Below are 23549 nucleotides of genomic sequence, written 5' to 3' on the forward strand. Positions count from 1 at the left end.
CTGGCCCGCGCCGACGACGCCCGCCGATTCCTGGAGCTGATGGATCGGACGGGCGCCCGGTCGGCGTGAGCGGCTACGCCTGCGGCACCGCCCGCAGAGCCGGCAGGACCTTGGCCCCGAAGGTCTCGATGAACGGCATCAGATCCTGCCCGACGTGATGCAGGTAGATGCGGTCGAAGCCGAGCGACGAATAGCCGCGCAGCAGTGCGATGTGCTCGTCGAGGTCGGCCGAGACGTTCACCACCTGGCGCACCTGGTCGAGCGTCACGTTCTCGCTGATCACGTCGAACTGCTCGACCGTTTCGAGGTCCCAGCAGACCGGCGGCCGGAAGACGTTGCTGCGCCACTGGTCGTGGGCGATCGACTCGGCCTCGTCCTCGGTCGGCGCCCAGCTCAGATGCACCTGCAGGCAGACCGGCCCGCGGCCGCCCGCATCCCGGTACGAGGCGATCATCTCGCGGAGGTGCTCGGCCGGGGCGTTGACGGTGACCAGCCCGTCGGCCCAGCCCGCGCACCAGGCGGCGGTCTTCGTGCTCACCGCGGCCCCGATCAGCGACGGCGCCGCGGCCGGCCGGGTCCACAGCCGGGCCCGGTCCACGGTGATCAGTCCGTCCCGGGTGACCTCCTCACCGGCCAGCAGGGCGCGGATCACCTCGACCGATTCGAGCAGCCGGGCCTCGCGTACCTCTTTGCGCGGCCACGGCCCCCCGGTGATGTGTTCGTTGCTGTATTCGCCGCTGCCCAGCGCCGCCCAGAACCGCCCCGGGAACATCGCACCGAGGGTCCCGATCGCCTGCGCGACGATCGCCGGGTGGTAGCGCTGACCGGGCGCGTTGACCACGCCGAAGGAGAGGTTGGTGGCCTGCAGCGCCGCGCCCAGCCAGGACCAGGCGAAGGCGGACTCGCCCTGCCGGCTGCTCCATGGCGCGAAGTGGTCGGAACACATCGCGGCTTCGAAGCCGTGCCGTTCGGCCGCGATCACCGCGGCGAGAAGGTCGGCGGGCGGGATCTGCTCGTGCGAGGCATGGATTCCGTAGACCGTCATGCACTCTGGCGTTACCCCGGGTCCCGGTCCCGCAACCAGCCGGCCCGGGATCTACCACTGACTGCCGTCGGGGCGCACCAGGATCTCGCTCATCACCACCCGGGCGGGCCGGGAGACGACATAGGTGATGGTGTCGGCGATGTCCTCGGCGTGCAGCAGGGTGGCGCCGGCGAATGCTTCCTTGCCCGCTTCCAGGATCTCCGGCCGGATGTGGGTGAACAGTTCGGTGGCGACCGGCCGGGTTGTGCCTGGTCCAGGACCTGCTGAATTCGGCGGGCAGGCCCGCGGCGGCGGTCCCGGACCTGCTCGAGACCGAGACCGCGGCCCAGGCCTGGCTGGACGCGTCGCTGCGGACCTGGGGCGAGCAGACCGGCCGGGCCGCGCGGCGGATCACCGTCCCCGGCGAAGACCTTCCCGCCCTTCGTGAGCTGCGCGATCAGGTCGGTGGCTGGTTCACCGACGAGGCCGGGGAGCACCCGCCGCGTCCGGTGCGGGCCGACCTGACATTCCACGACGGCCGGCTTTCCTTCGAGCCGAGCGGGGACGGTGCCGCCGCCGTCGCGTCGGTGGTCTACCTCGAGGCGTTGCTGGCTTCGCACACCGGCACGCTGGGCCGACTCAAAACCTGCCGCAATCCGTCCTGCGGCGCGGCGTTCTACGACCTGTCGCGCAACGGCACCCGGGTCTGGCACGACATGCGGACGTGCGGCAACACCATGAACCTGCGGGCCTCGCGGGCCCGCCGCCGGGAATCGCCGAGCGAGGGGCGCTCACCTCACGGTGAGCGCCCCGCCGGGCCCGACACGCTTACCGGTACGTGATGTCGCTCCGGTTCACCTTGCAGTTGCCGGTGTTCCAGCCCTCGCCGAGGTAGGTCGGCTCGCTGCCCTTGGCGACGCCCTTGTACATGCCGCAGACCACCGCGCCGGAGTTGACCGTGACGCGGGTGATGGTGGCGGTGTCGCCCCAGTTGGTGTTGATGCCGACGACGTAGTCGACGCCGGTCAGCAGCACGTTGTCGACCACGACGTGGCGCTGGTAGGAGGTGGTGCAGTTGCCGCAGCCGCGGTAGAGCTTGCCGGCGCCGTTGAGGTAGAAGCCGGAGATGTTGACGGTGCCGTTGCCGTTGTGCTGGAACGTCTTGTCGCTGCCGTTGCGGGCGCCGCCGCCGATGACGTAACTGGTGCCGCCGTTCGTCTGCAGGAAGGTCGCGGCGTCCTCGCCGATGTCGTTCCACCAGACGTTCCGGATGGTGCAGGTGCCGAGGCAGTGCACGCCGTCGCCGGCGGGCGAGCCGAGGATGACGTTCTGCAGGGTGCCACCGTTCGCGATCTCGAAAATCGGGTCCTGGGACTCGCTCTGCGAACCGTCACCGATGCAGCAGTAGGTCTTCATGCCGCCGTCGAAGGTCCCCGAGACCGATACCGTTCCGGAGATGCGGACCGAGCCGGCCGAGTTCGGCCACGCGCCGGTCGGGGCGCCGGGGTTGCCGGTCGGGCCGGTCGTGGGTCCGGTGGTGGGCCTCGTCGTGGGGCCCGTGGTGGGGGTCGAGCCGCCACTCGCGTACGTCTCGAACTCGGCGATCCGCGGGGCACCGGACGCGGCGGTGATGTCGAAGGTGAGCTTCTTCAGCGACGTCGAGGCGAACGAGAGGGTGCCGGGGCTGCCGCTGCCGCCGGCCAGGACGGCGCCGCTGTCGGCGTTGAGCAGTCGCCACGAGGTGATCGAGCCGCCGCCGGAGGCCTGCCGGATGACGGCCGAGGACACCGTGGTGGCGGTGCTCCATTTCACCGAGACGTAGCCGGTGGAGCCGGCGGGCGACCAGTAGGTGGCAGTGCTGCCGTCCTTGACGTTGCCGTAACTGGTGCCGTCGGCCTTGCTGGAGCCGTCGGCGCCGCCGTTGAGGCTCAGGTTGTCGGCGGCCGAGGCGGCGGGCGGCGGCAGCGACACCGTGATGGCGGCGGCGGCGATCGCGGTGGCCCCGCAGGCGAGCCATCGGGTGGGTGGTCGTCTCATGACTTTCTCACCTCGTTGTCGAGAGCGCGTCGGGCGGCGGGCTGACCGCAGGAAAGCGCTTTCCCAAAGAATAGAAAGACGTCGATGTGACGACAAGAAGATGTCCGAAACACGTGTGATGTGTGTTACACAGAGACGGACCGGGCTGACCCCCGGTGGGTTCTACTCGGGATCGGAGCGGTTGAGGATGTGCACGCCCGCCGCGAATCGCAGCAGCTGCGCGTCGTCGAGGCCGAGCGAGGAGGCCGCCCGGATCTCGAGTGTCGCGTCCCAGTCGGTGACGTCGACGTCCAGCGTAGTGCCGGCCGGGCCCCGGGTCAGCGACGCCGGATAGGGCCCGACGGTTCGGTCGGTGGCCCCGAGCGGCCGCCGTTTGCGCAGGATCACCTCCAGCGCCCCGAACGAGATCCGGGACTGCGTCACGGTGGAGACTTCCAGACCGGCCGGGCTCAGGTCGAGCCGGAACGGCGGCAGGACCGGGATGGACGCCGGCACGAGCGCCTCGGCCAGCTGCACCACCTGCTGCGGGGTGTACGTGTCGTCGGTCGCCAGCCGGATCCAGCGGCCCGCCTCCGACCACACCAGGCTCAGTTGCCGGGCCGGTTCGCGGTCCACCGTCGTCAGCGTGCCGGTGCGCCCGCGCACCCGTACCGAAATCGGGTCACCGGCCGACGCGGGCGGCCGGGCCGAGACCGTGACCGTGGTGTCGGCGTGGTGAAGCGGCTCGGGCGCCTCGAAGAAGGCGATCAGGTCACCGTCGCGCATGGAGGCCACCGGCGGCCGGAGACCGGCCGAGGCGGCGAGCGTGTAGGGAAAGGCCGGTGCCGAGAACTCCGCGACCAGTCGCTGCGGGTCCGGCGCCGCCGGGGCGGGACCGGTCCGATCGGTACGCGCGGCCGACAGCAGCGCCGCCGGGACCACCACCGCCAGCGTCACCACCGCTGCCGCCAGCACCGTGGCGATCCGCCGGCGCCGATAGCGCGACGACCGGAGTCGTACCGAGCTCAGCAGCCCGTCGTCGCTCGGCGCGTCGTCGGCGTTGGCCCGCAACGACTCGGCAAGCAACCGGCTCCACTCGTTCCGGCCGCCGTCATCCATCCCCGCCCACCCCCTGTTCGGCCAGCATGATCCGCATCCGGCCGAGCGCGCGCGACGCCTGCGACCGTACGGTGGAAACGCCGCAACCGAGCTGGCCGGCGATCTCGTCGTCCGGCAGGTCGCAGTAGAAACGCAGCACGAGCACCGCCCGCTGGGCCGGCGGCAACCCGGCCAGCAGCCGCCACATCTGGTCGCGGGCCAGCACGTGCTGCTGGGGCTCGGCGGCCCCGGCCGGTTCGGGAACCTCGGCCAGGACCGCCTCACTCGACGAGCGCCGGCGGCGCCACGACACGAACTGGCGCACGATCGCCGTCCGGACGTACGCCTCCGGGTGCTGCATGGCGCTGATCCGGCTCCAGCGACGGTGCAGCCGGGCGAGGACCTCCTGCACGATGTCCTCGGCGAGGTACGCGTCGCCGGTCAGCACGTACGCGAAACGGAGCAGCGCCCGGCCGCGGCTCTGCACGTACTCGTCGAAGGCCTCGCCTCGGTTCAACAGGTCTTGAAGGTGTACGAGCCCGAACCGGGAGCGGTCACGTCGACGTCGCGCAGCACGACCGAGAGCTTACTGCCGTAGGTCCGGCACGCCTTGGTGAAGCCGGCGGCGGAGTACTCGATCACGATGACGTTGTTGCCGTAGGTGGCCGTGTAGTTCTGGCACTCGTCGTAGTCGGCGCACTCCTCGGCCACCGCGAAGTCGAAACCGGCCTGGCGGGCGTCCGCCGTACTCAGATCGGCCGTGTTCTTCTGCCCCACGGCAAGTCCCCTGCCGTGCGCGAAGGTGCTCAGCGCCTTGGCGTAGGCCAAGGCCTGGGTCTTTGTCAGCAGACCCTTGGAGCGGGTGTACGCGTCCAAATTGTCCGGCTCCAGGCCCTTGAAGCCCTTGCCCGCGCACTGGCTGATCCACTCCCCCACGATGCCGGTCAGCGCGGACCGCTTGGCCGCGGTCGAGTAGTCGAGCAGGATCTCGTTCCAGTCCGGGTCGACCACCAGTTTGCCGTTCCGGTCCCGCAGCAGCAGGTCGGCGTGGTTGGTCTTCCACCAGGTGGCGGCGGCGGTCTGGGCCTGGAACGCGTTGACGTAACAGATGTTGTAGAGCCCGGGCGCCGCGGCGGCGTCGTGGTCCCGGCTCACCACGGTCACGCCGGACGGCGGCGCGTACGGGGCGCCGATCTGGTAGTCGAAGCTGGCATCGGCCGGCGGCGGGGCGAAGGCACTCGCCGCGTCGGCGTTGCCGATGCCCAAGGCGGCGGCCGCGACGGCGACCGCCGTGACCGCCGCACCGACCAGAAAACGCCTGTTCATGGGGACTCCTGCGGATCTTGGGGGAATAGTTCCTCCCCCTCAACGCGCCGAACCGCCCGGCCCGCTGCCACGAATCCGAAAATTTCCGGAGCCCGGCACCGCTCCTCCCATGACGGCCGCGTTCCCCCGCGACGCCGAGACAACCGAGCCCGTTCCGGGCCGGAGCCGAGGTGCACCCGGCCCGGCTGGACCGAAACGGGAAGCCGGTGCCGGGCCGGCGTTGTTGAACCTGCGGTGACAGTGCGATTCGCGGTTCTCGGTGACTCCATCGCTTACGGCCAGGGCGCGGCCCGGCCCGCCGACACGGTCGGCGCCCGCCTCCGCCGGGACCTGGCCGCCCACGGCATTCCAACCGAGCTGCACGTGCTCGCGGTGCCCGGCGCCACCAGCGCGGGCCTGGCCGCGCAGGTCGACCGGGCGCTCGCCGAGCCGCCCCAGGTAGCGCTGATCATCATCGGCGCCAACGACCTCACCCGCTTCGTCCCGCCCGAGCAGGCGGCCGCCCAGCTGGCCGACGCGGTGCGGCGGCTGCGGGACGCCTCGGCCGAGGTGGTGGTGGCGCCCGCACCCGATCTGAGCGTGGTGCCCTGGGTACCGGTGCAGATGCGCGCCGTCGTGCGGGCCGGCAGTGAGCTGCTGCACGCCGCGCAGACCCGGGTGGCGCTGACCGCCGGCGCCCGGGTGGCCGACGTCGGGATGACGTCGGCCACCGGGTTCACCCACGACCAGGGCCTGTTCAGCGCCGACCGGTTCCATCCGTCCAGCGCCGGTTACGCGGTGATCGCCACCGCGCTGGCCCCCACGGTGCGGGCCGCCGCGACGGCGGCACGCCAGGCGACCGGATAGGCAGCCCGCCGGGAGCGACCCCTCGCGGTCAGTACTTGGTGTACTTGACCCAGTCGTAGGAGGCGGTCAGCCGGCGGCCCGGGTAGGTGAAGGGCTGCAGCCAGCTGTCGACGCCGATGCCCGGCCAGAGGTTCATCATGACCCGTTGCGGGTGGGTGGGAAGCGGCCCGCGCGAGCCGTTCTCCTGGTGCACCAGTCGCCCGTCGACGAACCAGTTGATGGTGCCGCCCTTCCACCACTCGAAGGCGTAGTCGTGGTAGCCGGCGGAGGCGTCGAAGCCCAGGTTGATGATCGTCTCGTGGCCGCCGGCGCCGTTGGTGAAGTAGTTGGTCTGCATCTGGGTGGTGTTCTTGCCGAGGATCTCCACGTCGATCTCGTCCCAGGGCTGGTTGTCGCTGGGTCCGGTGTAGGTGAAGAACGACGTCACGGTGCCGGGGTTCTTGACCGCCTTCAGGCGCGCCTCGAAACGACCGTACGAGAACAGGTCGTTGGTGCGGTATTCGCCGGAGGCGTACGGCTTGCCGGAGCAGCTGCCGGGGCAGTTCGCGTTGTCGAGGTTGAGGCCCATGGTGCCACCGCTGAAGGTCACGTGGTCGGCGCGCCAGCCGGTGTTGAACATGCTGCCGTTGCTGTAGCCGTCGGCCTTGTGCCAGCGGCCGGTGTCGAAGGAGTTGAGGTTGTCGACGAAGCTGGGGCCGATGGCCGCGTCCGCGCGTTGAGCGCCGATCCCGACCAGGGTGGTGGCGAAAGCGAGGGTGGCTAGGGCCAAGCCGACCAGGGTGCGGTGTCTGGTCATGAGCACTGACGTCTCCGTTCTGCCGGGGTGTCGCTCGTTTCGGAAGCGCTTCCATAGAAGTCAATCGAGCAATGTCGATAACGATTTTGTGACATCGCGGTAAACCCTGTCAACTGCCGTCCCGGTTATCCTCGTATCGAGCTGCGGCGATGACACGTGCCGGGAGCGGCCGACATCGAGCCGGGATGACCTGCTGTTTACATCGATGACCGTGGACCATAGGTTGAAATTGGAAGCGCTTCCAGTCCACCGATCCAGGAGACATCATGCGGATACGAACGCTGCTCAGCGCGGCGGTGACGGCCGTCGCACTGGTCGTGGCCGGTGCCGGGGTCGCCGACGCGGCCACCGGGCCGGGCCCGGCCGGAGCCGATCGGGCCGGAGCACCGACCCGATACCTGGGCATGTTCCGCGACGGTGAGCCCGCCACCGTCGCCACCGAGGTCAAGACCCTGTACGACGTCACTCCCGCGAGCGTGATGTGGTTCGACAGCTGGGCCAGCGGGAAGCCCTTCCCGGTCGACCAGGCCCGGACACTGTGGCGGCAAGGCATCATGCCGCACTACACCTGGGAACCCTGGAACACGGCGCTCGGCCCGAACGACCCCGGACAGATCCACCTGACCGACATCATCAACGGCACGTGGGACAGCTACATCACAGCCCGGGCCCGGGAGTTCGCCGCCGTGCGACTGCCGATCCTGGTGCGCTGGGGGCACGAGTTCAACGGCAACTGGTACCCGTGGGGCGTCGCCAACAACAACACCGACCCCGCCCTCTACGTAGGGGCGTACCGGCATGTCCACGACCTCGCCCGGGCCGCCGGCGCCCGCAACGTGCAGTGGGTGTGGGCGTTCAACAACGGCTCGTCACCGGACGAGCCCTACAACGACCCGGCCCTCGCCTACCCCGGCGACAAGTACGTCGACTGGGTCGGCATCGACGGCTACAACTGGGGGTTCGGCCCGTCCTGGGATCCGGCGGCGGACCATTGGACGACCTTCGACGCCACCGTCGCGAGCGCGTACGCCAAAGCCCGCGCCATCGCCCCGCGCCGGCCGGTGATGATCGGCGAGTTCGCGTCCACCGAGGACGGCGGCGACAAGGCGCAGTGGCTGCGCGACATGGACCGGTCCCTGCGGTCCGGCAACTATCCCGACCTCAAGCTGCTCACCTATTTCGACGTGACCAAGGAGGAGGCCTGGTCGCCCGGCTCGTCACCGGCCGCGCTGGACGCCTTCGACACCTGGGTGCACCGCCGGTACATGGGCGGGCGGGGGGCCGAACTGGCCCGGGTCGCCCCGCACTATGCCCGGTCGGGCCGGTAGGCGCCGCTCGGCCGGACCGGTCAGGCCGACTCGCGCACGACCACCCTCGTCGGCAGGACGAACGACTCCGGTCGCCCACCGGCCAGCAGTTCGGTGAGCATGCGGGCGGCCTCGCGGCCCACCGCCTGCACCGGCTGATGGATGGTGGTCAGCCGGGGATCGGTCTGCACCGCGATGGGCGCGTCGTCGAAACCCACCACGGCCACGTCGCCGGGCACCGTCCGCCCGGCGTCGCGCAACACCCGCAAGGCCCCGGCCGCCATGTTGTCGTTGGCGGCCACCACGGCGTCGAGGTCCGGGCGCGCCTTCAGCAGGGCGCGCATGGCCTCGGCGCCGCCGGCCTCGAGGAAATCGCCGGGGGCCGTGGCGAACGGCTCGAGCCCGGCCAGCAGCAGGGCCTCGGTGTAACCGCGGGTGCGCTCGCGGCCCACCGCGGTGTCGACCGGTCCGGTGATCATCGCGATGCGGCGGCGGCCGGCCCGCAGGAGGTACTCGGTGGCGGCCCGGGACCCCCCGGCGTTGTCGACGTCCACGTAATAGGCCGCCGTCCGATGCATGGGCAGCCCGAGGAACACCGTCGGCAGGCCCGCCTGCGCGGCGATGTCGATCAGCGGCTCGAGGCCGCGCATCGCCACCAGCATCACCCCGTCGGCTCCGCGGGTCTGCAGGAAGTTGTGCAACCGCCGATGGCCGTGACCGGGCGTGGCGAGGCTGAGCACGAGATGCAGGTCGGTCCTCTCCAGCGCGGCCGACGCCCCGACGATCACCTGCGCGAAGAACGGGTCGGCGAACACCTCGGGCCCCTCGCCGGAGACCGCCAGCACGATCACCCCGGTCTGCCGGGTCGCCAGCGCCCGCGCGGCCCGGTTGGGCGTGTAGCCGAGCTCCCGGATCGCCTTCTCCACGGCGTCCCGCTTGGCCTGGCTCACGTTCGGGCCGTTGTTGATCACGCGGGAGGCGACCGTACGCGACACCCGCGCGCGCTCCGCCACCTCGTCCAGGGTCGGCGGCCGGGGCGGACCCGATGCCGGCATGCGAGGCCCCCTCCGATCAAGCCGATCACCAGGGCACAACGGCGGTCGACCTGGAGTCAGCCGATCCTAGGTAGCCCCGCCGGACCCTGTAAAGCCGTCAGCGCCGGCCCACCGACAGGCTGACCAGGAACTGGCCGCCGCCCTCCGCGACCCCGGCGGTCACCGGCAGGCCGGGGGCCAGCCGGGAGAACCGGTCGACCAGCCAGTCGGCCGCTTCCTGGGCGTCGACCCGGCGCGGGCATCGGGCGACCAGTTCACGGCCGCCCTTGCGGTCGAGGCGCTCGGCCACCGTGATCAGCGGAGCGGGCTCGATCACATGCAGCCTCTCCGGCCAGGCGATGACCACCTTGACCGCGCCCTTGCGGGTGTTGCAGGCCCGGTGCGCGAGGCGCTCGGCGACCTTGGCCTTGCGGTCGGCGGTGCGGCTGTCGACGCTCGGACCCCGCGGGTCGTTCACCGACATGTCGGCGTCGACCGGCTCGTCACACACCCAGCATCGCCAGCCGTCACGCTTGCCGACCTCTTCGAGAAGACTCATCCCGACAAACTATCCCGCGCACCCGGCCGGGCCGGCCCGGCCTCAGCCGTAGATCACGGTCAGGGTCAGGGGGGCGATCGCGCCCTGGGTGTTGCCGATGACCATCAGCATCAGCAGCAGGCTGGAAACGGCCGACAGGACCGCGGCGCCGAGCATCAGCCGGCCACTGCTCCGGACCGGTTCGCCGGTGCTGGCGCGGCGCACGAGCGTTCGCCACAGGAAAACGGTGAGGGTCAGGACGGCCACCAGCAGAATGGCGCAGATGACCGCCTTGGGCCGCTGCCAGGCGAGTCGTTCGTCGATCGCGTGCTGGAGCATCGGGGAGATCCGGGCGCTGCCCGCGTCCAGCCAGGCCTGACCGACCGGGGAGAACTTCGTGCCGGCCAGGGTCTGCCGGGGGTTGACCACGCTTGTCACATTCGCCCCGCAGGCCACCGCCATGAACAGGAAAAGAAGCAGGCTCACCGTCGCGAACGACAGGTGGGTCCGCCGTTCGAAGGTGCCGCGGCGGGCCCGCCGGAATCGGGCCCAGGAGAAAACGCAGAACGACAGCAGAAGAACGGTGAAAAGGCCACCGACGAAAAGGAAGACGATGTGGTAATTCCGGTCGTCGGTGAGGACCCGGTCATAGGCGGGACTGGTCAAGAATGGCATGGCACCGACCGTACGAAACCAGGGGCGACAGATCCTCGGGCCGAGTAATGATCTTTTCGGCGGCTGTGCCGGCGGACCTGCTACCAAAGGATGAGGCGAGGATCGGCACCAGGTCGGAGGTCGTCCGGCGGCCGCTTACCTAAGCTGGCCGACATGACGGTGGGGCAGGTGACGGCGTGGTGGCGCGCCTGGTTGTCGGACCGGCCGCGCCGCACCGGGCCGAGCCGGGCCGGCCGCCGGGTGGCAGCGGCGATCGGCCGGCACGCCACGGCGGTCGACGTGGGGCTGGCGGCGCTCGCCGCGGCCGGGACGCTTCCGCAGCTTTACCACCATGCCATCCGTTCCGACCCGCGAATCGGCGTATTCGTGCTGTTCAGCGCCCTGCTCGTGATCCCGCTGGGCGCCCGGCGGCGACTGCCGCTGACCACGTTCGCCGGCGCCGCGACGGTCGCGCTCACCCAGTGGCTGGCCGGCGTGCCGCTGGCGGCCGACCTGACCCTGTTGATCTACCTCTACACGGTGGCGAGCCGCTATCCCGTGCGGGTGGCGATCGGCGCGGCCGGGGTGGTCGAGGTGGGCGCGTTGCTGGCCGCCGTGCGCTGGCCGGGAATCGGATCGTGGGCCGGGAGCACGCTGTGGACCGGCACGTTCGTGCTGCTCTCCGGCCCGGTCGTGGCCGTGCTGATGCTGGGGGTCACCGTGCGGCACCGGCGGGCGGCGATCGACGCGCTCACCCAGCGGGCGGCCCACCTGGAACGCGAACGCGACCAGCAGGCCGCCATCGCGGTGGCGGCCGAACGCACCCGCATCGCCCGGGAGATGCACGACGTGATCGCCCACACCCTGTCCGTCATGGTGACGCTGTCCGAGGGGGCCGCCCGCAAGCAGGCGACCGAACCGGTACGCGCCGGCGAGGCGATGCGACAGGTGTCGATCACCGGCCGTCAGGCCCTCGCCGAGATGCGCCGGCTGCTCGGGGTGCTGCACACCGAGCCGGCCCCCGGCGACCGCCATCCCCAACCCGGCCTGGCGCAGCTCGACGACCTGCTCGAACAGGTCCGGTCGACGGGCCTGACCGTCGCGGCGGCGGTGACCGGCACGCCCGCCGGGATGCCGCCCGGAGCCGAGCTGACCGTCTACCGCATCGTGCAGGAAGCCCTGACCAACGCCCTCAAACACGCCACCGCCGCCAACCGGGTGAGCGTCGCCATCGCCCACCACCCGGGCTCGGTGACCGTCGACGTGCACGACGACGGCGCGCCGGCGGCGCCCCGCCGGCGCACCGGCCACGGCCTGGCCGGCATGCGGGACCGGGCGGCGGTCTACGCCGGCGAGGTCAGCGCCGGCCCCGACCCGGACGGCGGATGGCGCGTGCGGGCTCGGCTGGCCCTGCCGATCGAGGCCGCGACCCGATGACGATCCGGCTGCTCCTGGTCGACGACCAGGCCCTCATCCGAACCGGATTCCGGATGATCCTCGAGGAGACCGACGACATCGACATCGTCGGCGAGGCACCGGACGGCGCCGAGGCGGTCCGGCTGAGCGCCGAGCTGCGACCCGACGTGATCCTGATGGACGTCCGCATGCCCGGCGTCGACGGGATCGAGGCCACCAGCCGGATCGTGGCCCGCGACCCGGCGGCCCGCGTGCTCGTCCTGACCACCTTCGACCTCGACGAGTACGCCTTCGCGGCGTTGCGGGCCGGGGCGAGCGGGTTCGTGCTCAAGGACGTCCCGGTCGACGAACTGGCCCGCGCCATCCGCGCGGTGGCCAACGGCGACGCGGTCGTCTCACCGCGGATCACCCGGCGGCTGCTCGACGCCCACGCCACCCACCTGCCCGACCCGTCGGCCCGCCCCACCGGGCGCGCCCAGGCCGTCCTCGACCAGCTCACGCCACGCGAGCGGGAGGTGCTGCGGGCGGTGGCGGCGGGGCTGAGCAACGCCGAGATCGCGGCGCTACTGGTGGTCTCGGACGCCACCGTCAAGACCCACGTGGGCAGCGTGCTGACCAAGCTGAACCTGCGAAACCGGGTACAAGCGGTCATCCTCGCCTACGAGGTCGGCCTCGTCCGGTAGCGACGACATTCAAGAGCCGTGCTAGTGTTCCAGCCGTTGCACTATTGATTTCCTTGGACGTTTTCCGCGCCTGACGGGCATCTTGGCCCAGCGGGCGCTTTTTGTTTTATCGCATTCTGGTTCCGGCGGCGTCGATTTCGACAGCGTCAAGAACTGCCCGGCCCACCCGTCAACGGTGGCCGGGTGTGGTGGCGGCCGGTCGTCCCTGGTCGAGATCCGCTCACGCGTGATCTCCCGGGAGGCCGGCCGTCTCCGTACCGGCCACGGCCACGCGGGACGCACCCCGCCGGCGGCGGCGCGTACAGTGAGGGGCAACTGCACGGCCGGGGTTCCTCCTCGGCCCGGGAGGCCGGGAGATCCCGGCCGCGTGCAGATCACCGCAACCGGTCCGCGATCATCGCCGGCGAGTCCACCTCGCCGCCGGGTGAAGCCACCGGACCAGTCCGCACGGAACACGACTTTTTGCGAGACACCCGACCAACCGAACGACAAGGAAATGCATGACGCCGACCTACGACCAGGCCGAACTGTTCCTGGCCCCGCTCCGGCCGCACGGCACCGACCGGGCCGACCGGACCCCTCCGACTGTCGACCACGGCGCCGCCGCGATGCGCGTGCTCTGCGACCCGTTCGCGGCCCGCACCCAGCCGGCCGCTGTTCCCGCCAGCTGAGCGGTCCCCCGGCACCATCCGGCTTCACCCTTCCCGAAGGCACCCCATGACCATCTCCAAGGCAGCCGTGATCGCTGCTCTCCGCAAGCGCGGCCAGCACGCCCGCGCGGACTTCGTCGACCGGGAACTACCCGACGAGCTCGACCTCAACCGGCACGGTGGCCTGCTCACCACCCTGCGGCTCGACCCGGCCGATCTCGCCGATCTCGCCGAGCCCGACCGCTCCTAGCCGTACCGCCCGGAGCCGACCGGTGAATGTGGAACGGCCGCGGTGGGCCGAGGCCGAGATCGGCCCGGACCCGCACCGGCGGCGGCAAGACCTGCTGACGGCCTGTTTCCCGGCCGTCCGCGGCGCGGTTACCCCAGGATCCCACCCCATTTCCGGTACGTCGTGACCGACGGCGCCACGGTCCTCGCGCCCCTCGGGTCCGCCCGGACCATCGTGGACGGGGACTGGCGAGCCGGCTGCTGGAGGCGGTGACGGACTACGCCGCCCGGTGCGCGGTGGACTTCGTCCTCCTGTTCGCCGCCGAGGACAGCCTCTACCGCCGCCATCATCTCGAACGCGTCGACAATCCGCCGACCTGGGTGAAGATCCACGATCTTCACACCCTCGGCGTGGCCCGCGCGGTGACCCCGTACGAGCTGATGGTCCGGCCGGTGGACGGGGCGGTCCGGCCGAGCGGCGAGATCGATCTGCTGGGCCACTTCTTCTGACCATCGGGGTGCTGACCTCCCGTATCCGTGCCATCCGCGCGGCGTCGCGGCGATACGGACCCGTCCTAGCGTAGAAATTGCCGTGCGCACGGTTTACGGTGTGCGCACCGAGCGACCTAGGAGGGTGCAGTGGCGGACCTGCCACCAGAACAGCCTGATCCCGTGGACACAGGCAGAGACGTTCCCGCCGCCGCCCCTGTGCCGGCGCCCCAGATGCTTGTCATGCCGCCTACCGATGCGATCCCGTCGATGGTCTGGCCGGGGCCCGAGGGTGGAACGGCATGGGCCATCCCGGTCCAGATCCCATCCGGTACGCGGGGATATGCCCTTTTTGTGCCGATGGTGCCGGCCCAGATGCCGGCCCCTTCCGTCACCCCACCGGCCGGCCGGCCGGCGACCGCCGCCACCCCGGCCGCGGTCGCCCTCGCAACCGCACCCGCGGAGAGCCCGACCGCCGCAAAGGGCTCGGCCCCCGCAGCGAGCCCCGCCACCTCGGTAAGCCCGGCCGCCGCAGCGAGCCCGGCCGCCTCGGTAAGCCCGGCCGCGGTCGCGCCCGCGGAGAACTCGGCAACGGCTACGAGCGCGGGTTCGGCCGTGCAGTCCGGCCCGACCGCGACGGCGGGCCCGCAAGCGCCGCCGCAGATGCCTCCCGGTCAGCGGCCCTATCAGCAGGGTCAGTTCCCGGCGCGCCCGTTCGGCACCTACGAGCGGCCGCCGAGTGCCTGGCAGAAGTTCCGGGAGAAGCACTGGCCCGGGCCGAAAGAGGCGCAGGACCGGGCGGTGCCGGCCGGGGTGCTGGCCGGCGCGCTGGGCTTCCTGATCTTCCTGCCGCTCAACCGGGTGGGGATCGGCTGGTTCCTCGCCTGGCTGGCGCTGACGCTGGGGGTGGCGTTCGCCGTCCGGCGATCCACCGGCCTGACGCGGCGGGAGCGGCTGGTCCGTGCCGGCTGGACGGCGGCGGCGCTCGCGCTGATGCTCATCCCGGCGTTCCGCAACGCGTGGTGGCTGGTGACGTTCGGCGTGCTGGGCGCGATCGGCTGCACCGCCCTGGCGATCGTCGGCGGCCGGCAGGTCCGGTCGATCCTGTTCAGTCTGATCGCCGCGCCGTGGGCGGCCTTCGCCGGCATCCCGTGGGTCCGCCGGCATCTGAAGACGGGCGGCAACTCGGGAATCGCCGGGCGTGCGTTCTTCTCGGTCGCCCTCACGGTGGTGGTGCTGCTCGTCTTCGGCGCGCTGCTGTCCTCCGCCGACGTGGCGTTCTCCGAACTGCTGGACGACGTCGTTCCCGACTTCGACATCGGCTCGGTCTTCAAGTGGATCTTCCTGGCCGTGGCCGGTGGCCTCCTCGCGGTCTCCGGGGTCTACACGCTCACCGCGCCGCCCGCGACCGCCAGCCTCGACACCGAGGGCAAGGGCCGGCTCGGCCTGGTCGAGTGGGCGCCGGCCGGCGCCGCGCTGGTGGTGCTCTTCGGCGGCTTCGTGGCGGTGCAGTTCACCGTGCTGTTCGGGGGAAGCCGGCACGTGCTGGAGACCGCCGGGCTGAGCTACTCGCAGTACGCCCGCAGCGGCTTCTGGCAGCTGGTCGCGGTCACGCTGCTGTCGCTGGCGCTGATCGCGGGGCTGGCCCGCTGGGCCAAACGGGACCAGCCGAAGGAACGGTTGCTGCTGCGCGTACTCCTGGGTCTGCTCTGTGCTCTGAGCGTCGTCATCGTGGCGTCCGCGCTCTCGCGCATGTGGGAGTACCAGCGGGTCTACAGCTTCACCGGTGAACGGATCTTCGTGATGGCGTCCGAGATGCTGCTCGGCGTGATCTTCGTGCTGATCGCGGTCGCCGGCGTCAAGTGGCAGGGCCGGTGGATCCCCGCGACCACCGTCGGTCTCGCCGTGCTGATGCTGCTCGGCCTCGCCGCTCTCGACCCCGAGGGCTACGTGGCCAGCCGCAACGCCGCCCGTTACCAGGGTTCCGGCAAGATCGACGCCTGGTATCTGCGGGCCCTGTCGGCGGACGCGACTCCCGCTCTGACCAAGCTGCCCGATCCGGTACGCCGGTGCACGCTCAGCTGGATCGCCGACGACCTCAAGGAACCCGACCCCTGGTACGCGTGGAATCTGGGCCGGCAGCAGGCTCGCGAGGCTCTCGAGGAGCTGGGTCCGGCGGCGATCGGCAACCAGAAGGACTGTCGTTCCGCCGACCAGTTCGACCTGCCCAAGACCCGCCGATGAGGGCCGGCGGCTGAGGGCCAACGGCTGAGTGCTGGTGCTCCGGGTGCCGAACCGGAGCACCGGCCGCTCGGCCGAAAGACGCAGCACGACGACCGGGGCTGGGTCTTGTGGCCGATACCTGGACGCCCCACCGACTCGGAGAATGACCCGATGACCGATGATCTGTCCGATGACTGATAACCCCGGGGGCGCCCGCCACGGACAACGGCCGGTCGACTCATGATCGCCGCCGTCCTGTGCGCGGTCTGCTACGGCCTGGCCACCGCGTTGCAGGCGCGGGCCGCGACGGACGGACCGCTCATCAGCATGCTCCGCCGCTGGCCGTTCCTGCTCGGCGTCCTGCTCGACGTCGCCGGTTTCGGCGCCCAGCTGATCGCGTTGCGTCGCCTGCCCGTCTTCGTCGTGCAGGCGGCCCAGGCCGGCAACCTCGCCGTCACCGCGGTGGCCTCGGTTCCGCTGCTCGGTCTGCGGCTTCGGCCCCGGCACTGGGTGGCCGTGCTGACCGTGTGCGCCGGGCTCGCCCTGCTCGGCGCCGCCAGCGGGCCGGAAGGCACCACCACCTTCGGCCTGGCCACCCGGGTCACCCTGCTGGTCGCCGCGCTCGCCCTCGGCGCCACCGCCCTCGTCGCCACCCGGCTCGCCCCGCCCGTCGGCCCGATCGTGCAGGGCGCGGTCGCCGGCCTGGGATTCGGGCTGACCGCGCTGGCCGTGCGCGGCATGACCGGCTTCACGCCGGGGACGCTGCTGCGCGATCCGGCCGCCTACGCGGCCGCCATCAGCGGGCTCTGCGCCTTCGTCTCGTTCGCCGCCGGCCTGCAACGCGGCGCCGTCACCACCGTCGCGGCCCTGGCGATCATCGGCGAGACCGCCCTGCCGGCCGCGATCGGTGTCGTCCTGTGGCACGACCAGACCCGGCCGGGCTGGGTCGTCCCGGCCGTCATCGGCTTCGTCGCGGCCGTGGTCGGCGCCCTGGCCCTGACCCGCTTCGCCGAACCGGAGTCCGGCCCCGACCACCCCGCCCCCGTGCCGGCGAGCTGACCAGCGTTTCCGCTGGTCAGCACCCGGCGTCAGGCGATCTGGACGAGGCGCCAGTTGTTCTTGGCGCTGCCGTTGTCGGTGAATTGGACGACCTGGGTGCCGGCGGTGCTGGAGCCGTTGAGCACGGCGAGGACCTTGCCGCTGTTGACGTTGCGGATGCGGTAGGAGCCGTCGCTGTTGGCGACCAGGGTCCACCGGTGGTCGGCGGTGCCGGTGTCCCCCCACTGCAGGACTCGGGCGTTGTCGGCGGTGGACATGTTCTCGACCCCGAGGACCTTGCCGCTGTTGGCGTTCCGGAAGCGGACCGCGGAGCCGTCGGTGATCCGGACCCAGTTGTGGTCGGCGGTGCCGGTGTCGCCCCAGACGATCGCGAGGCCACCGTCGGCGGTGGACATGTTCTGCACGCCGAGGACCAGGCCGGAGCTGACGTTGACCAGCTTGTAGACCGGCTCGCCGCCGGTGCCGGTGCCGGTGGCGTTCCAGTAGACGACGTAGTTGAAGTTCTGGGCGTCGTGGAACGGGCCGATGTTCACGGTGGCGCCGTTGGCGGTGGCGGTGAAGGCGAGGCTGCCGGTGCTCGTCCGGGTGATCGACGCGGGGGTCAGCGACGGCGTCGCCGACACGGTCGTGTTGCCGTAGTTGCCGCACAGCACCGCCGGCCCGTACGTGATGGCCTGGAGGTTGGGGTTGTCGTTGGTCGCCTTCATGATCACGCGCATCGGCAGTCGCAGCGTGAGAGTGTCGCCGGCCGCCCAGGTGCGGGTGACGGTCGCGTAGCTGCCCGGGGTCGCGGTCACGTCCTGAACGGTGCCGTTGACGCTGATCACCGGGTTCGAGGTCCAGGCCGGGATGCGCACCCGGATGCTCCACGAGCCGCTCATCGAGCCGCTCAGGGTCAGCGTGGTGGTGTCGCTCACCGGGTAGGTCGTGCTCTGGGTGACGGTGATCCCACGCTGGGTCCAGTTGAGCACGGACGGCACGTACAGGTTCACGGTGAGCGTGGTGTCGTTGTAGAAGTAGATCGAGTCGGCCAGCTTGGTGTTGGTCTCGATGCCGGTGCCCTGGCAGCACCAGAAGCTGTTGTAGTCGGTGGACCAGGTGCCGCCGCCCCAGGCCGGGCCGACACCGCGCCGGCCGCCCGCCTTGAGCGGGGTGAAGTAGGTGATGTGGCCGTGCGAGTCGGCCGGGTTCTGGGCGCCGATCAGGTGGTTGAGCAAGGCCCGTTCGTAGTAGTCGAAGTAGTCGGTCCGGTTCGGGTCGAGCAGCCACAGCTCGCGGGTCAGCTTCAACATGTTGTACGTGTTGCAGTGCTCGCAGGTGTCGTTGGTGAGGTAGCCGGCGATCGCGTTGGGCGCCTTGAAGTGCTCCGCCTGGCTGTTGCCGCCGATCACGTACGAGTGCGCGCCGGTGATCATGTTCCAGGAGTTGCCGGCGATGTCGCGGTAGCGGGTCGTCCCGGTGGCTTTGTACTCCCGCGCGGCGCCCACCAGCTTCGGCAGGTTGGTGTTCGCGTGCTTGCCGTTGAGCTGGTCCTGGTTGGCGGCCAGCGGGTCGAAGATGGTGGCGTGGTCGAACCGCTTCGCGGCGGTCAGCCAGCGCGCGTCACCGGTCTGCTGGTAGAGGTCGGTCAGCACGGCGTTCATGCCGCCGAACTCGGTGTTCAGCACCGACTGCATCTGGTTGTAGCTGAGCCGGCCGGTGCGCCAGTCGACCCAGCCGGCCAGGCTCAGCAGGACGTCCCGGGCCTGGGTGCTGCCGATGTAGCGCCACACGTCGAGCAGCCCGGCGAGCGTCTTGTGGATGCAGTAGTAGGACACCGCGACGGCACTGCCGGACTCGAGGGCGGTGATGTCCGATTCGGGGAAGCCCGACAGGTAGCCCGCGTTGAACCCGGCCGCGCCGTTGTTGGCCTGGCACTTGGCCAGTTCGGCGACCATCGCGTTGGCCTTGTCCCGGCACGTCGTGTCGCCGAGCACCGCGTACGCCTGGGCCCAGGCGCTCAGGAAGTGGCCCTGCATGTGGCTGCGGAACGGGAAGTTGGGGGCGTCCCACCCGCCGTTGCTGGCGGCCCCGGCGGTGGACAGCCGGTGGTTCGCGCGGAACACGTAGAGCAGCCGGTTCACGTCGACGAACCGCAGGTAGTTGAGGGTGCGGTTCTCGTTGTCCTGGAACCGCCCGGCGGTCAGGCGCACCTGGTCCAGCGCGAACGGGTAGGCCGACACGCCGAGGTCCGGCCGGGCCGGCGCGAGCACCGCCGCGTCGGCCGAGCCGGGCAGTAGGACACCGGTGCCGCCGACGGCGGAGGCCACCGCGCCGGCGCCGGCGACGCGCAGCAGGTTACGTCGGCTCAAGGAGGAGGAAGGCATGGGGGAACTCCAACGCGTGGGGGGCGGGGACGACGAGTCCTGAACCATCGGAGGACATCGATGGCAGCAACCGTGTCTGGCATGCTACGGCACCCATTCCCGACCATTCAAGAAAATGCGGCCGAGATGTTTCCGCCCTCCGCCGCGCGCGCTTACCAGGTCATCTCACTTTTTCAGATGCCATTTTAAGATAATGATGAACGAGAATAGGAAAACGGTTTCGCGAGTCCTCGGGGCTATGGCGCTTGTGCCGAGCCGGTGGGGTCCGGGAGTGCCGTCAGGCTCGCCGCCCACCTGCGCCGGCCCGATTCCGGAGCGCGCTCGCAGTAGCGGCTGAACTGGTCCCGCACCTGCGCGCGACGGATTCCGCCGGTGATCGCGGGCGCCCGGTACCAGGGCAGGTCGGGGCTGCCCGGCCAGGTCGCCGCGACCGCGGATCCGCCGTCCGCGGGCGACTCGAGACCGTAGTAGACCTCGGTGACCTTGAGAGCCATGGCGGCACCCAGGCACATCAGACAGGGTTCCAGGTTGACTGCCAGCCGGACCGGATGTGGACGTGGCCCCCAGCCCAGTTGCTCGTCCGCTTCGATCATCGCCAGCAGGTCGGCGTGAACCAGCCGGCGCCCCAGCGAAACATCGCGGGTGAACGCGCGCGCGACGATCCGGCCGCCCATCTCCACGACGGCCCCGATCGGCATCTCACCGCAGGCCATCCCTTCGTCAGCGACGTCGATCGCGGCTTTGACCATGTCGTCGGGAGTCATGCGTAGACGCTATGCCCCTCAGCGGCCCGTGACCTTGCCGAGCGGACGGTCGAATTGGCTTGCCGCCCCGGCGCGGCCGGCCGTTCTCGCGGTCACGGCCGACACTTGGCCGCTGTTCGACCGGCTCGCGGTTGCCGGCCATCGGCGGCGGCCGCTGGACATCCACCACCTCGACCTCCTCGACAGCACCTACGACCTGGCCACCGGCGGCTTCGTCATCCACCTCGCCACGAACCCCGGCAGCACGAATCGACGGGTCCGGAGCCGCCGAGGCGGGCTCGGCCCGGTGGGCCGGGAGGCCCCGGCCCACCGCGTCGTCCCGCGGACGACAGGGGCCTCGGGTCAGCCCTGCCCCAGCGTGACCTTGAAGATCTTCTCGTTGCTGTTCTGGGGCACGCTGTCCTTGTCGCCACCGGTGCTGGTGGTCAGCCAGAGATTGCCGTCGATCGTCGGCTCGACGGTGCGCAGGCGACCGTAGGTGCCGACGTAGTACTGCTGGATCCCGGTCAGGTCGGCACCGTCGATCACGGCGCGGTACAGCCGGGTGCCGCGCAGGCAGGCGATGTAGAGCACGTCGCGGACGATCGCGATGCCACTGCACGACGCGGACGCGACCGGGTAGGTCTGCACCGGCGCGATGAACCCCGGCGTGCCGCACGCGTCGCCGACCGTACCCTCGCAGGCCGGCCAGCCGTAGTTGCCGCCCTTGACCACCAGGTTGGTCTCGTCCGCCACGTTGTTGCCGAACTCCTGCTCCCACAGCCGCCCCCGCGAGTCGAACGCCAGGCCCTGCGGGTTGCGGTGCCCGTAGCTCCAGACGAAGCTGCCGGGGAACGGGTTGTCGGCCGGGACACTGCCGTCCGGGTTCAGCCGGAGCACCTTGCCACCCAGGTTGGCGAGATCCTGCGCCTGGTCGGGGTCCTGCCCGTCACCGGCGGCGGCGTAGAGCTTGCCGTCCGGCCCGAACCGCAGGCGGCCACCGTTGTGGTACTTGTTGCGCGGGATCCCGGTCACGAGGATCTGCCGGGTCGCGGTGCGCAGCGTCCCGTCGTACTGGAACCGGACGATGCGGTTGTCGGTCGTCGTGGTGTGGTAGACGTACAGCCAGTGGTCGGTGGCGAAGTCCGGCGAGACGGCCAGGCCGAGCACTCCCCCTTCACCGTTGGTGCCGGCCGCGTCCGGCACCTTGCCGATGCTGTGCTTGCCCGTGCCGTCGGCGGCCATCGCCTGGATGGTGAACAGGTCGCGCTGGCCGTAGAGCACCGTGCCGTCGGGCAGTTGGACCAGGCCCCACGGCAGGTCGCGCTCGGTGGTGACCTGGGTGATGCCGCACACCGCCGCGCACGTCTGTCCGGTGCGCACCGACAGCGGACCGCTGGGCTGGGAGGCGTTGCCCTGGGCGTCGCGCGCCACGACGGTGTAGGTGTAGGTGGTGTCCCCGGCCAGGCCGGCGTCGGTGAAGGTGGTGGCCGGCGGGGCGCCGGCCGATCCGGTGAGGACGCCCACCTTGGTGCCGTCGCGCCGCACGTCGTAGCCGGTGACCGCCACGTCGTCGGTGGACGCCGCCCAGCGCAGGGTGACCGCGGTGCCGACGGCCTGACCGGTGAGTCCGGTCGGGACGCTGGGCGCGGTGGTGTCCGGCGAACAGAACGGCGGGGTGACCGACACGGTCCGGCTGGCCTGCGAGACGTTGCCGGCGGCGTCGCGGGCGTTGACGTAGAAGCCCCACCGCGCACCGGGGACGACCCCGACGGTGATCGTGCGTACCCCCCCGGTGGTGGAGCCGATCGCCTGGCCGTCGTGGTAGAGGTCGTAGAACGCGACCCCGGTGTCGTCGGTGGACGCCGACCAGCTCAGCGTGACGGTGGCGCACCCGAGATCGGTGGCGGTCAGGCCGGTGGGCGCGGTCGGCGGCCGGGTGTCGGCGGCCGCGGCGGCCGGGGATTCCCCGGCCGCGGTGACGCCGACAAGCACGGCGAGGGCCGCGAGGGCGGCCGGAACTGCGCGTCGGGACAGCATGTGGAAACCCTTCGAGACGATTTTCAGTACGGGTAACCGGGCACGCCGAGGTGCACGCTGTAGAGCCCGGAGTTGCCGGTGCGCCCGGAGGTGATGAACAGGGTCCGGCGGTCGGCACCACCGAAGGCGACGTTCGTCGTCCCGGCGGCGGCGGTGATCGTTCCCAGCTGCACGCCGGCCGGCGTGAAGACGTGCACCCGGCCGTCCCCGCCCGACGCCCAGTAGACGTTGCCGGCACAGTCGACGGTCGCCCCGTCCGGTCCGGCGACCGAGGCGAACAGCGTCCGCTGACCGGTGCTGCCGTCCGCGCGTACCGGATAGCGGTAGATCTTGTTCTCGCCGTAGGCCCCGACGTAGAGCGTGCCGCCGTCCGGCGACAGCGCGATGCCGTTCGGTTCGCGCAGCCCGTCGTCGACCAGCGAGACCGTCCCGCCGGTAAGCCGGAACACGCTCGTCCGGCCGTTCATCTCGTCGGCTCGGGCACCGCGCTGGAAATCCGGGTCGGTGAAATAGATGACGCCGTCCGAGCGCACTGTCACATCGTTCGGCGAATTGAACGCCGCGCCCTGATAACCGGTGGCGAGCACCTCGCGGGAGAAGTCGGCGAGCGCATAGCGCGAGACGCTGCGGTTGTCGTGGGTGGCCACGATGACCGACCGCCCGTCGGGGGTCAGAGCCAGGCCGTTGCTGCCCGCGGTGGCGAGCGCCGGCTCGGGCCCGGCCGCGCCGGGGGTGTGCCGCAGGATCCGGGACGGCTGCACGCGCTGCGGCCCGGTCGCCGCGGCCATGTCGGACATCAGCAGGTAGCCGGGGTCGGCGACCCACACCGGCCCCTCGAGGAAGGCCTGGCCACCGAACAGCCGGGTGGCCGTGGTGGTCGCCGAGGCGAGCGGCGGACCGTATCCGGTGCCGGCCGGGCAGACCCCCGGCGGCGCCCCCGGTGGCAGATCGGCAGCCTGGGCGACGGTTGCCGCCGCCACCAGCAACAGACCGGCCGAACTCACCGCGACCAG

21 protein-coding genes and 2 pseudogenes are annotated in these 23549 nt (G+C 71.1%); 10 read left to right on the forward strand and 13 right to left on the reverse strand.

Features of this window, described 5'->3' with window-relative positions:
- Positions 1-73: 73 nt before the first annotated feature.
- Entirely contained in the window at positions 74-1045 is a 972-nt protein-coding gene (locus Afe05nite_RS42160; RefSeq protein WP_203822967.1) for a TIGR03885 family FMN-dependent LLM class oxidoreductase, read from the reverse strand.
- 242 nt (positions 1046-1287) lie between these two features.
- On the opposite strand from Afe05nite_RS42160, the gene Afe05nite_RS42165 reads away from it, so the two are divergent.
- A complete protein-coding gene (locus tag Afe05nite_RS42165; protein ID WP_203822968.1) occupies positions 1288-1866 on the forward strand; it encodes a CGNR zinc finger domain-containing protein in 579 nt (192 codons plus the stop codon).
- Here the strand turns inward: Afe05nite_RS42165 and Afe05nite_RS42170 are convergent.
- From Afe05nite_RS42170 to Afe05nite_RS42185, 4 genes are all read right to left on the reverse strand, one after another.
- A complete protein-coding gene (locus tag Afe05nite_RS42170) occupies positions 1853-3061 on the reverse strand; it encodes a pectate lyase (protein WP_203822969.1) in 1209 nt (402 codons plus the stop codon). The genes Afe05nite_RS42165 and Afe05nite_RS42170 overlap by 14 nt on opposite strands.
- A gap of 162 nt (positions 3062-3223) precedes the next feature.
- Positions 3224-4159: a hypothetical protein gene (locus Afe05nite_RS42175; protein WP_203822970.1), complete on the reverse strand. Its 936-nt coding sequence runs from the start codon at positions 4157-4159 to the stop codon at positions 3224-3226.
- Entirely contained in the window at positions 4152-4655 is a 504-nt protein-coding gene (locus tag Afe05nite_RS42180; RefSeq protein ID WP_203822971.1) for a SigE family RNA polymerase sigma factor, read from the reverse strand. The genes Afe05nite_RS42175 and Afe05nite_RS42180 overlap by 8 nt, the downstream gene beginning before the upstream one ends.
- Positions 4652-5464 carry an endo alpha-1,4 polygalactosaminidase gene (locus Afe05nite_RS42185; RefSeq protein WP_203822972.1) on the reverse strand — a complete coding sequence of 271 codons (813 nt, stop codon included), beginning with the start codon at positions 5462-5464 and terminating at the stop codon, positions 4652-4654. Before Afe05nite_RS42185 ends, Afe05nite_RS42180 begins: the two co-directional genes overlap by 4 nt.
- Positions 5465-5698: 234 nt before the next feature.
- Here Afe05nite_RS42185 and Afe05nite_RS42190 point away from each other — a divergent pair, with 234 nt between their 5' ends.
- A complete protein-coding gene (locus Afe05nite_RS42190; protein ID WP_203822973.1) occupies positions 5699-6310 on the forward strand; it encodes an SGNH/GDSL hydrolase family protein in 612 nt (203 codons plus the stop codon).
- A 28-nt stretch (positions 6311-6338) separates the two neighbouring features.
- Here the strand turns inward: Afe05nite_RS42190 and bglS are convergent, their stop codons facing one another.
- Entirely contained in the window at positions 6339-7106 is a 768-nt protein-coding gene (bglS, locus tag Afe05nite_RS42195; protein ID WP_239118629.1) for a beta-glucanase, read from the reverse strand.
- Positions 7107-7372: 266 nt separating this feature from the next.
- On the opposite strand from bglS, the gene Afe05nite_RS42200 reads away from it, so the two are divergent.
- Entirely contained in the window at positions 7373-8434 is a 1062-nt protein-coding gene (locus Afe05nite_RS42200; RefSeq protein WP_203822975.1) for a glycoside hydrolase family 26 protein, read from the forward strand.
- A 20-nt stretch (positions 8435-8454) separates the two neighbouring features.
- Here the strand turns inward: Afe05nite_RS42200 and Afe05nite_RS42205 are convergent, their stop codons facing one another.
- From Afe05nite_RS42205 to Afe05nite_RS42215, 3 genes are all read right to left on the reverse strand, one after another.
- Positions 8455-9468 (reverse strand): LacI family DNA-binding transcriptional regulator, encoded by a 1014-nt coding sequence (locus Afe05nite_RS42205; RefSeq protein WP_203822976.1) that lies wholly within the window; start codon positions 9466-9468, stop codon positions 8455-8457.
- A 97-nt stretch (positions 9469-9565) separates the two neighbouring features.
- Positions 9566-10006 (reverse strand): hypothetical protein, encoded by a 441-nt coding sequence (locus tag Afe05nite_RS42210; RefSeq protein WP_203822977.1) that lies wholly within the window; start codon positions 10004-10006, stop codon positions 9566-9568.
- A gap of 42 nt (positions 10007-10048) precedes the next feature.
- Positions 10049-10660 carry a hypothetical protein gene (locus Afe05nite_RS42215; protein ID WP_203822978.1) on the reverse strand — a complete coding sequence of 204 codons (612 nt, stop codon included), beginning with the start codon at positions 10658-10660 and terminating at the stop codon, positions 10049-10051.
- Positions 10661-10813: 153 nt separating this feature from the next.
- Between Afe05nite_RS42215 and Afe05nite_RS42220 the strand changes: the two genes are divergently transcribed.
- The 7 genes and pseudogenes from Afe05nite_RS42220 to Afe05nite_RS42250 form a co-directional block, all read left to right on the forward strand.
- Complete coding sequence (locus tag Afe05nite_RS42220) at positions 10814-12076, forward strand: sensor histidine kinase (protein ID WP_203822979.1); 1263 nt, start codon at positions 10814-10816, stop codon at positions 12074-12076.
- A complete protein-coding gene (locus Afe05nite_RS42225; protein ID WP_203822980.1) occupies positions 12073-12738 on the forward strand; it encodes a response regulator in 666 nt (221 codons plus the stop codon). Before Afe05nite_RS42220 ends, Afe05nite_RS42225 begins: the two co-directional genes overlap by 4 nt.
- Positions 12739-13238: 500 nt before the next feature.
- Positions 13239-13409: a hypothetical protein gene (locus Afe05nite_RS42230; protein ID WP_203822981.1), complete on the forward strand. Its 171-nt coding sequence runs from the start codon at positions 13239-13241 to the stop codon at positions 13407-13409.
- A gap of 46 nt (positions 13410-13455) precedes the next feature.
- A complete protein-coding gene (locus Afe05nite_RS42235; RefSeq protein ID WP_203822982.1) occupies positions 13456-13638 on the forward strand; it encodes a hypothetical protein in 183 nt (60 codons plus the stop codon).
- Positions 13639-13847: 209 nt separating this feature from the next.
- A pseudogene (locus Afe05nite_RS42240) lies at positions 13848-14126 on the forward strand (N-acetyltransferase); the annotation flags it as partial.
- Positions 14127-14480: 354 nt separating this feature from the next.
- Positions 14481-16349, forward strand: a complete 1869-nt coding sequence (locus tag Afe05nite_RS42245) for a DUF4153 domain-containing protein (protein ID WP_239118628.1) — start codon at positions 14481-14483, stop codon at positions 16347-16349.
- Positions 16350-16553: 204 nt separating this feature from the next.
- Positions 16554-17387, forward strand: a pseudogene (locus Afe05nite_RS42250) (DMT family protein); the annotation flags it as partial.
- Positions 17388-17416: 29 nt separating this feature from the next.
- On the opposite strand, the gene Afe05nite_RS42255 reads toward Afe05nite_RS42250, so the two are convergent.
- The 4 genes from Afe05nite_RS42255 to Afe05nite_RS42270 form a co-directional block, all read right to left on the reverse strand.
- On the reverse strand, positions 17417-19753 hold the full coding sequence (locus tag Afe05nite_RS42255) for a beta-L-arabinofuranosidase domain-containing protein (protein WP_203822984.1): 2337 nt from the start codon (positions 19751-19753) through the stop codon (positions 17417-17419).
- 236 nt (positions 19754-19989) lie between these two features.
- On the reverse strand, positions 19990-20517 hold the full coding sequence (locus Afe05nite_RS42260) for a nucleoside deaminase (RefSeq protein ID WP_203822985.1): 528 nt from the start codon (positions 20515-20517) through the stop codon (positions 19990-19992).
- 342 nt (positions 20518-20859) lie between these two features.
- Positions 20860-22536, reverse strand: a complete 1677-nt coding sequence (locus tag Afe05nite_RS42265) for a PQQ-dependent sugar dehydrogenase (RefSeq protein WP_203822986.1) — start codon at positions 22534-22536, stop codon at positions 20860-20862.
- Positions 22537-22559: 23 nt separating this feature from the next.
- Positions 22560-23549 (reverse strand): SMP-30/gluconolactonase/LRE family protein (locus Afe05nite_RS42270; protein WP_438869819.1); only part of this gene is annotated, 990 nt, incomplete at its 5' end.

Source organism: Paractinoplanes ferrugineus, assembly GCF_016862195.1.
Taxonomy (GTDB): domain Bacteria; phylum Actinomycetota; class Actinomycetes; order Mycobacteriales; family Micromonosporaceae; genus Actinoplanes; species Actinoplanes ferrugineus.

Coding starts and splice junctions, on each gene's coding strand:
- Afe05nite_RS42235 (WP_203822982.1), top strand. CDS start 13,456: ATGACCATCTCCAAGGCAGCCGTGATCGCTGCTCTCCGCAAGCGCGGC.
- Afe05nite_RS42160 (WP_203822967.1), bottom strand. CDS start 1,045: ATGACGGTCTACGGAATCCATGCCTCGCACGAGCAGATCCCGCCCGCC.
- Afe05nite_RS42255 (WP_203822984.1), bottom strand. CDS start 19,753: ATGCCTTCCTCCTCCTTGAGCCGACGTAACCTGCTGCGCGTCGCCGGC.
- bglS (WP_239118629.1), bottom strand. CDS start 7,106: ATGACCAGACACCGCACCCTGGTCGGCTTGGCCCTAGCCACCCTCGCT.
- Afe05nite_RS42230 (WP_203822981.1), top strand. CDS start 13,239: ATGACGCCGACCTACGACCAGGCCGAACTGTTCCTGGCCCCGCTCCGG.
- Afe05nite_RS42260 (WP_203822985.1), bottom strand. CDS start 20,517: ATGACTCCCGACGACATGGTCAAAGCCGCGATCGACGTCGCTGACGAA.
- Afe05nite_RS42170 (WP_203822969.1), bottom strand. CDS start 3,061: ATGAGACGACCACCCACCCGATGGCTCGCCTGCGGGGCCACCGCGATC.
- Afe05nite_RS42215 (WP_203822978.1), bottom strand. CDS start 10,660: ATGCCATTCTTGACCAGTCCCGCCTATGACCGGGTCCTCACCGACGAC.
- Afe05nite_RS42175 (WP_203822970.1), bottom strand. CDS start 4,159: ATGGATGACGGCGGCCGGAACGAGTGGAGCCGGTTGCTTGCCGAGTCG.
- Afe05nite_RS42210 (WP_203822977.1), bottom strand. CDS start 10,006: ATGAGTCTTCTCGAAGAGGTCGGCAAGCGTGACGGCTGGCGATGCTGG.
- Afe05nite_RS42225 (WP_203822980.1), top strand. CDS start 12,073: ATGACGATCCGGCTGCTCCTGGTCGACGACCAGGCCCTCATCCGAACC.
- Afe05nite_RS42265 (WP_203822986.1), bottom strand. CDS start 22,536: ATGCTGTCCCGACGCGCAGTTCCGGCCGCCCTCGCGGCCCTCGCCGTG.
- Afe05nite_RS42245 (WP_239118628.1), top strand. CDS start 14,481: ATGCCGGCCCCTTCCGTCACCCCACCGGCCGGCCGGCCGGCGACCGCC.
- Afe05nite_RS42205 (WP_203822976.1), bottom strand. CDS start 9,468: ATGCCGGCATCGGGTCCGCCCCGGCCGCCGACCCTGGACGAGGTGGCG.
- Afe05nite_RS42200 (WP_203822975.1), top strand. CDS start 7,373: ATGCGGATACGAACGCTGCTCAGCGCGGCGGTGACGGCCGTCGCACTG.
- Afe05nite_RS42220 (WP_203822979.1), top strand. CDS start 10,814: ATGACGGTGGGGCAGGTGACGGCGTGGTGGCGCGCCTGGTTGTCGGAC.
- Afe05nite_RS42185 (WP_203822972.1), bottom strand. CDS start 5,464: ATGAACAGGCGTTTTCTGGTCGGTGCGGCGGTCACGGCGGTCGCCGTC.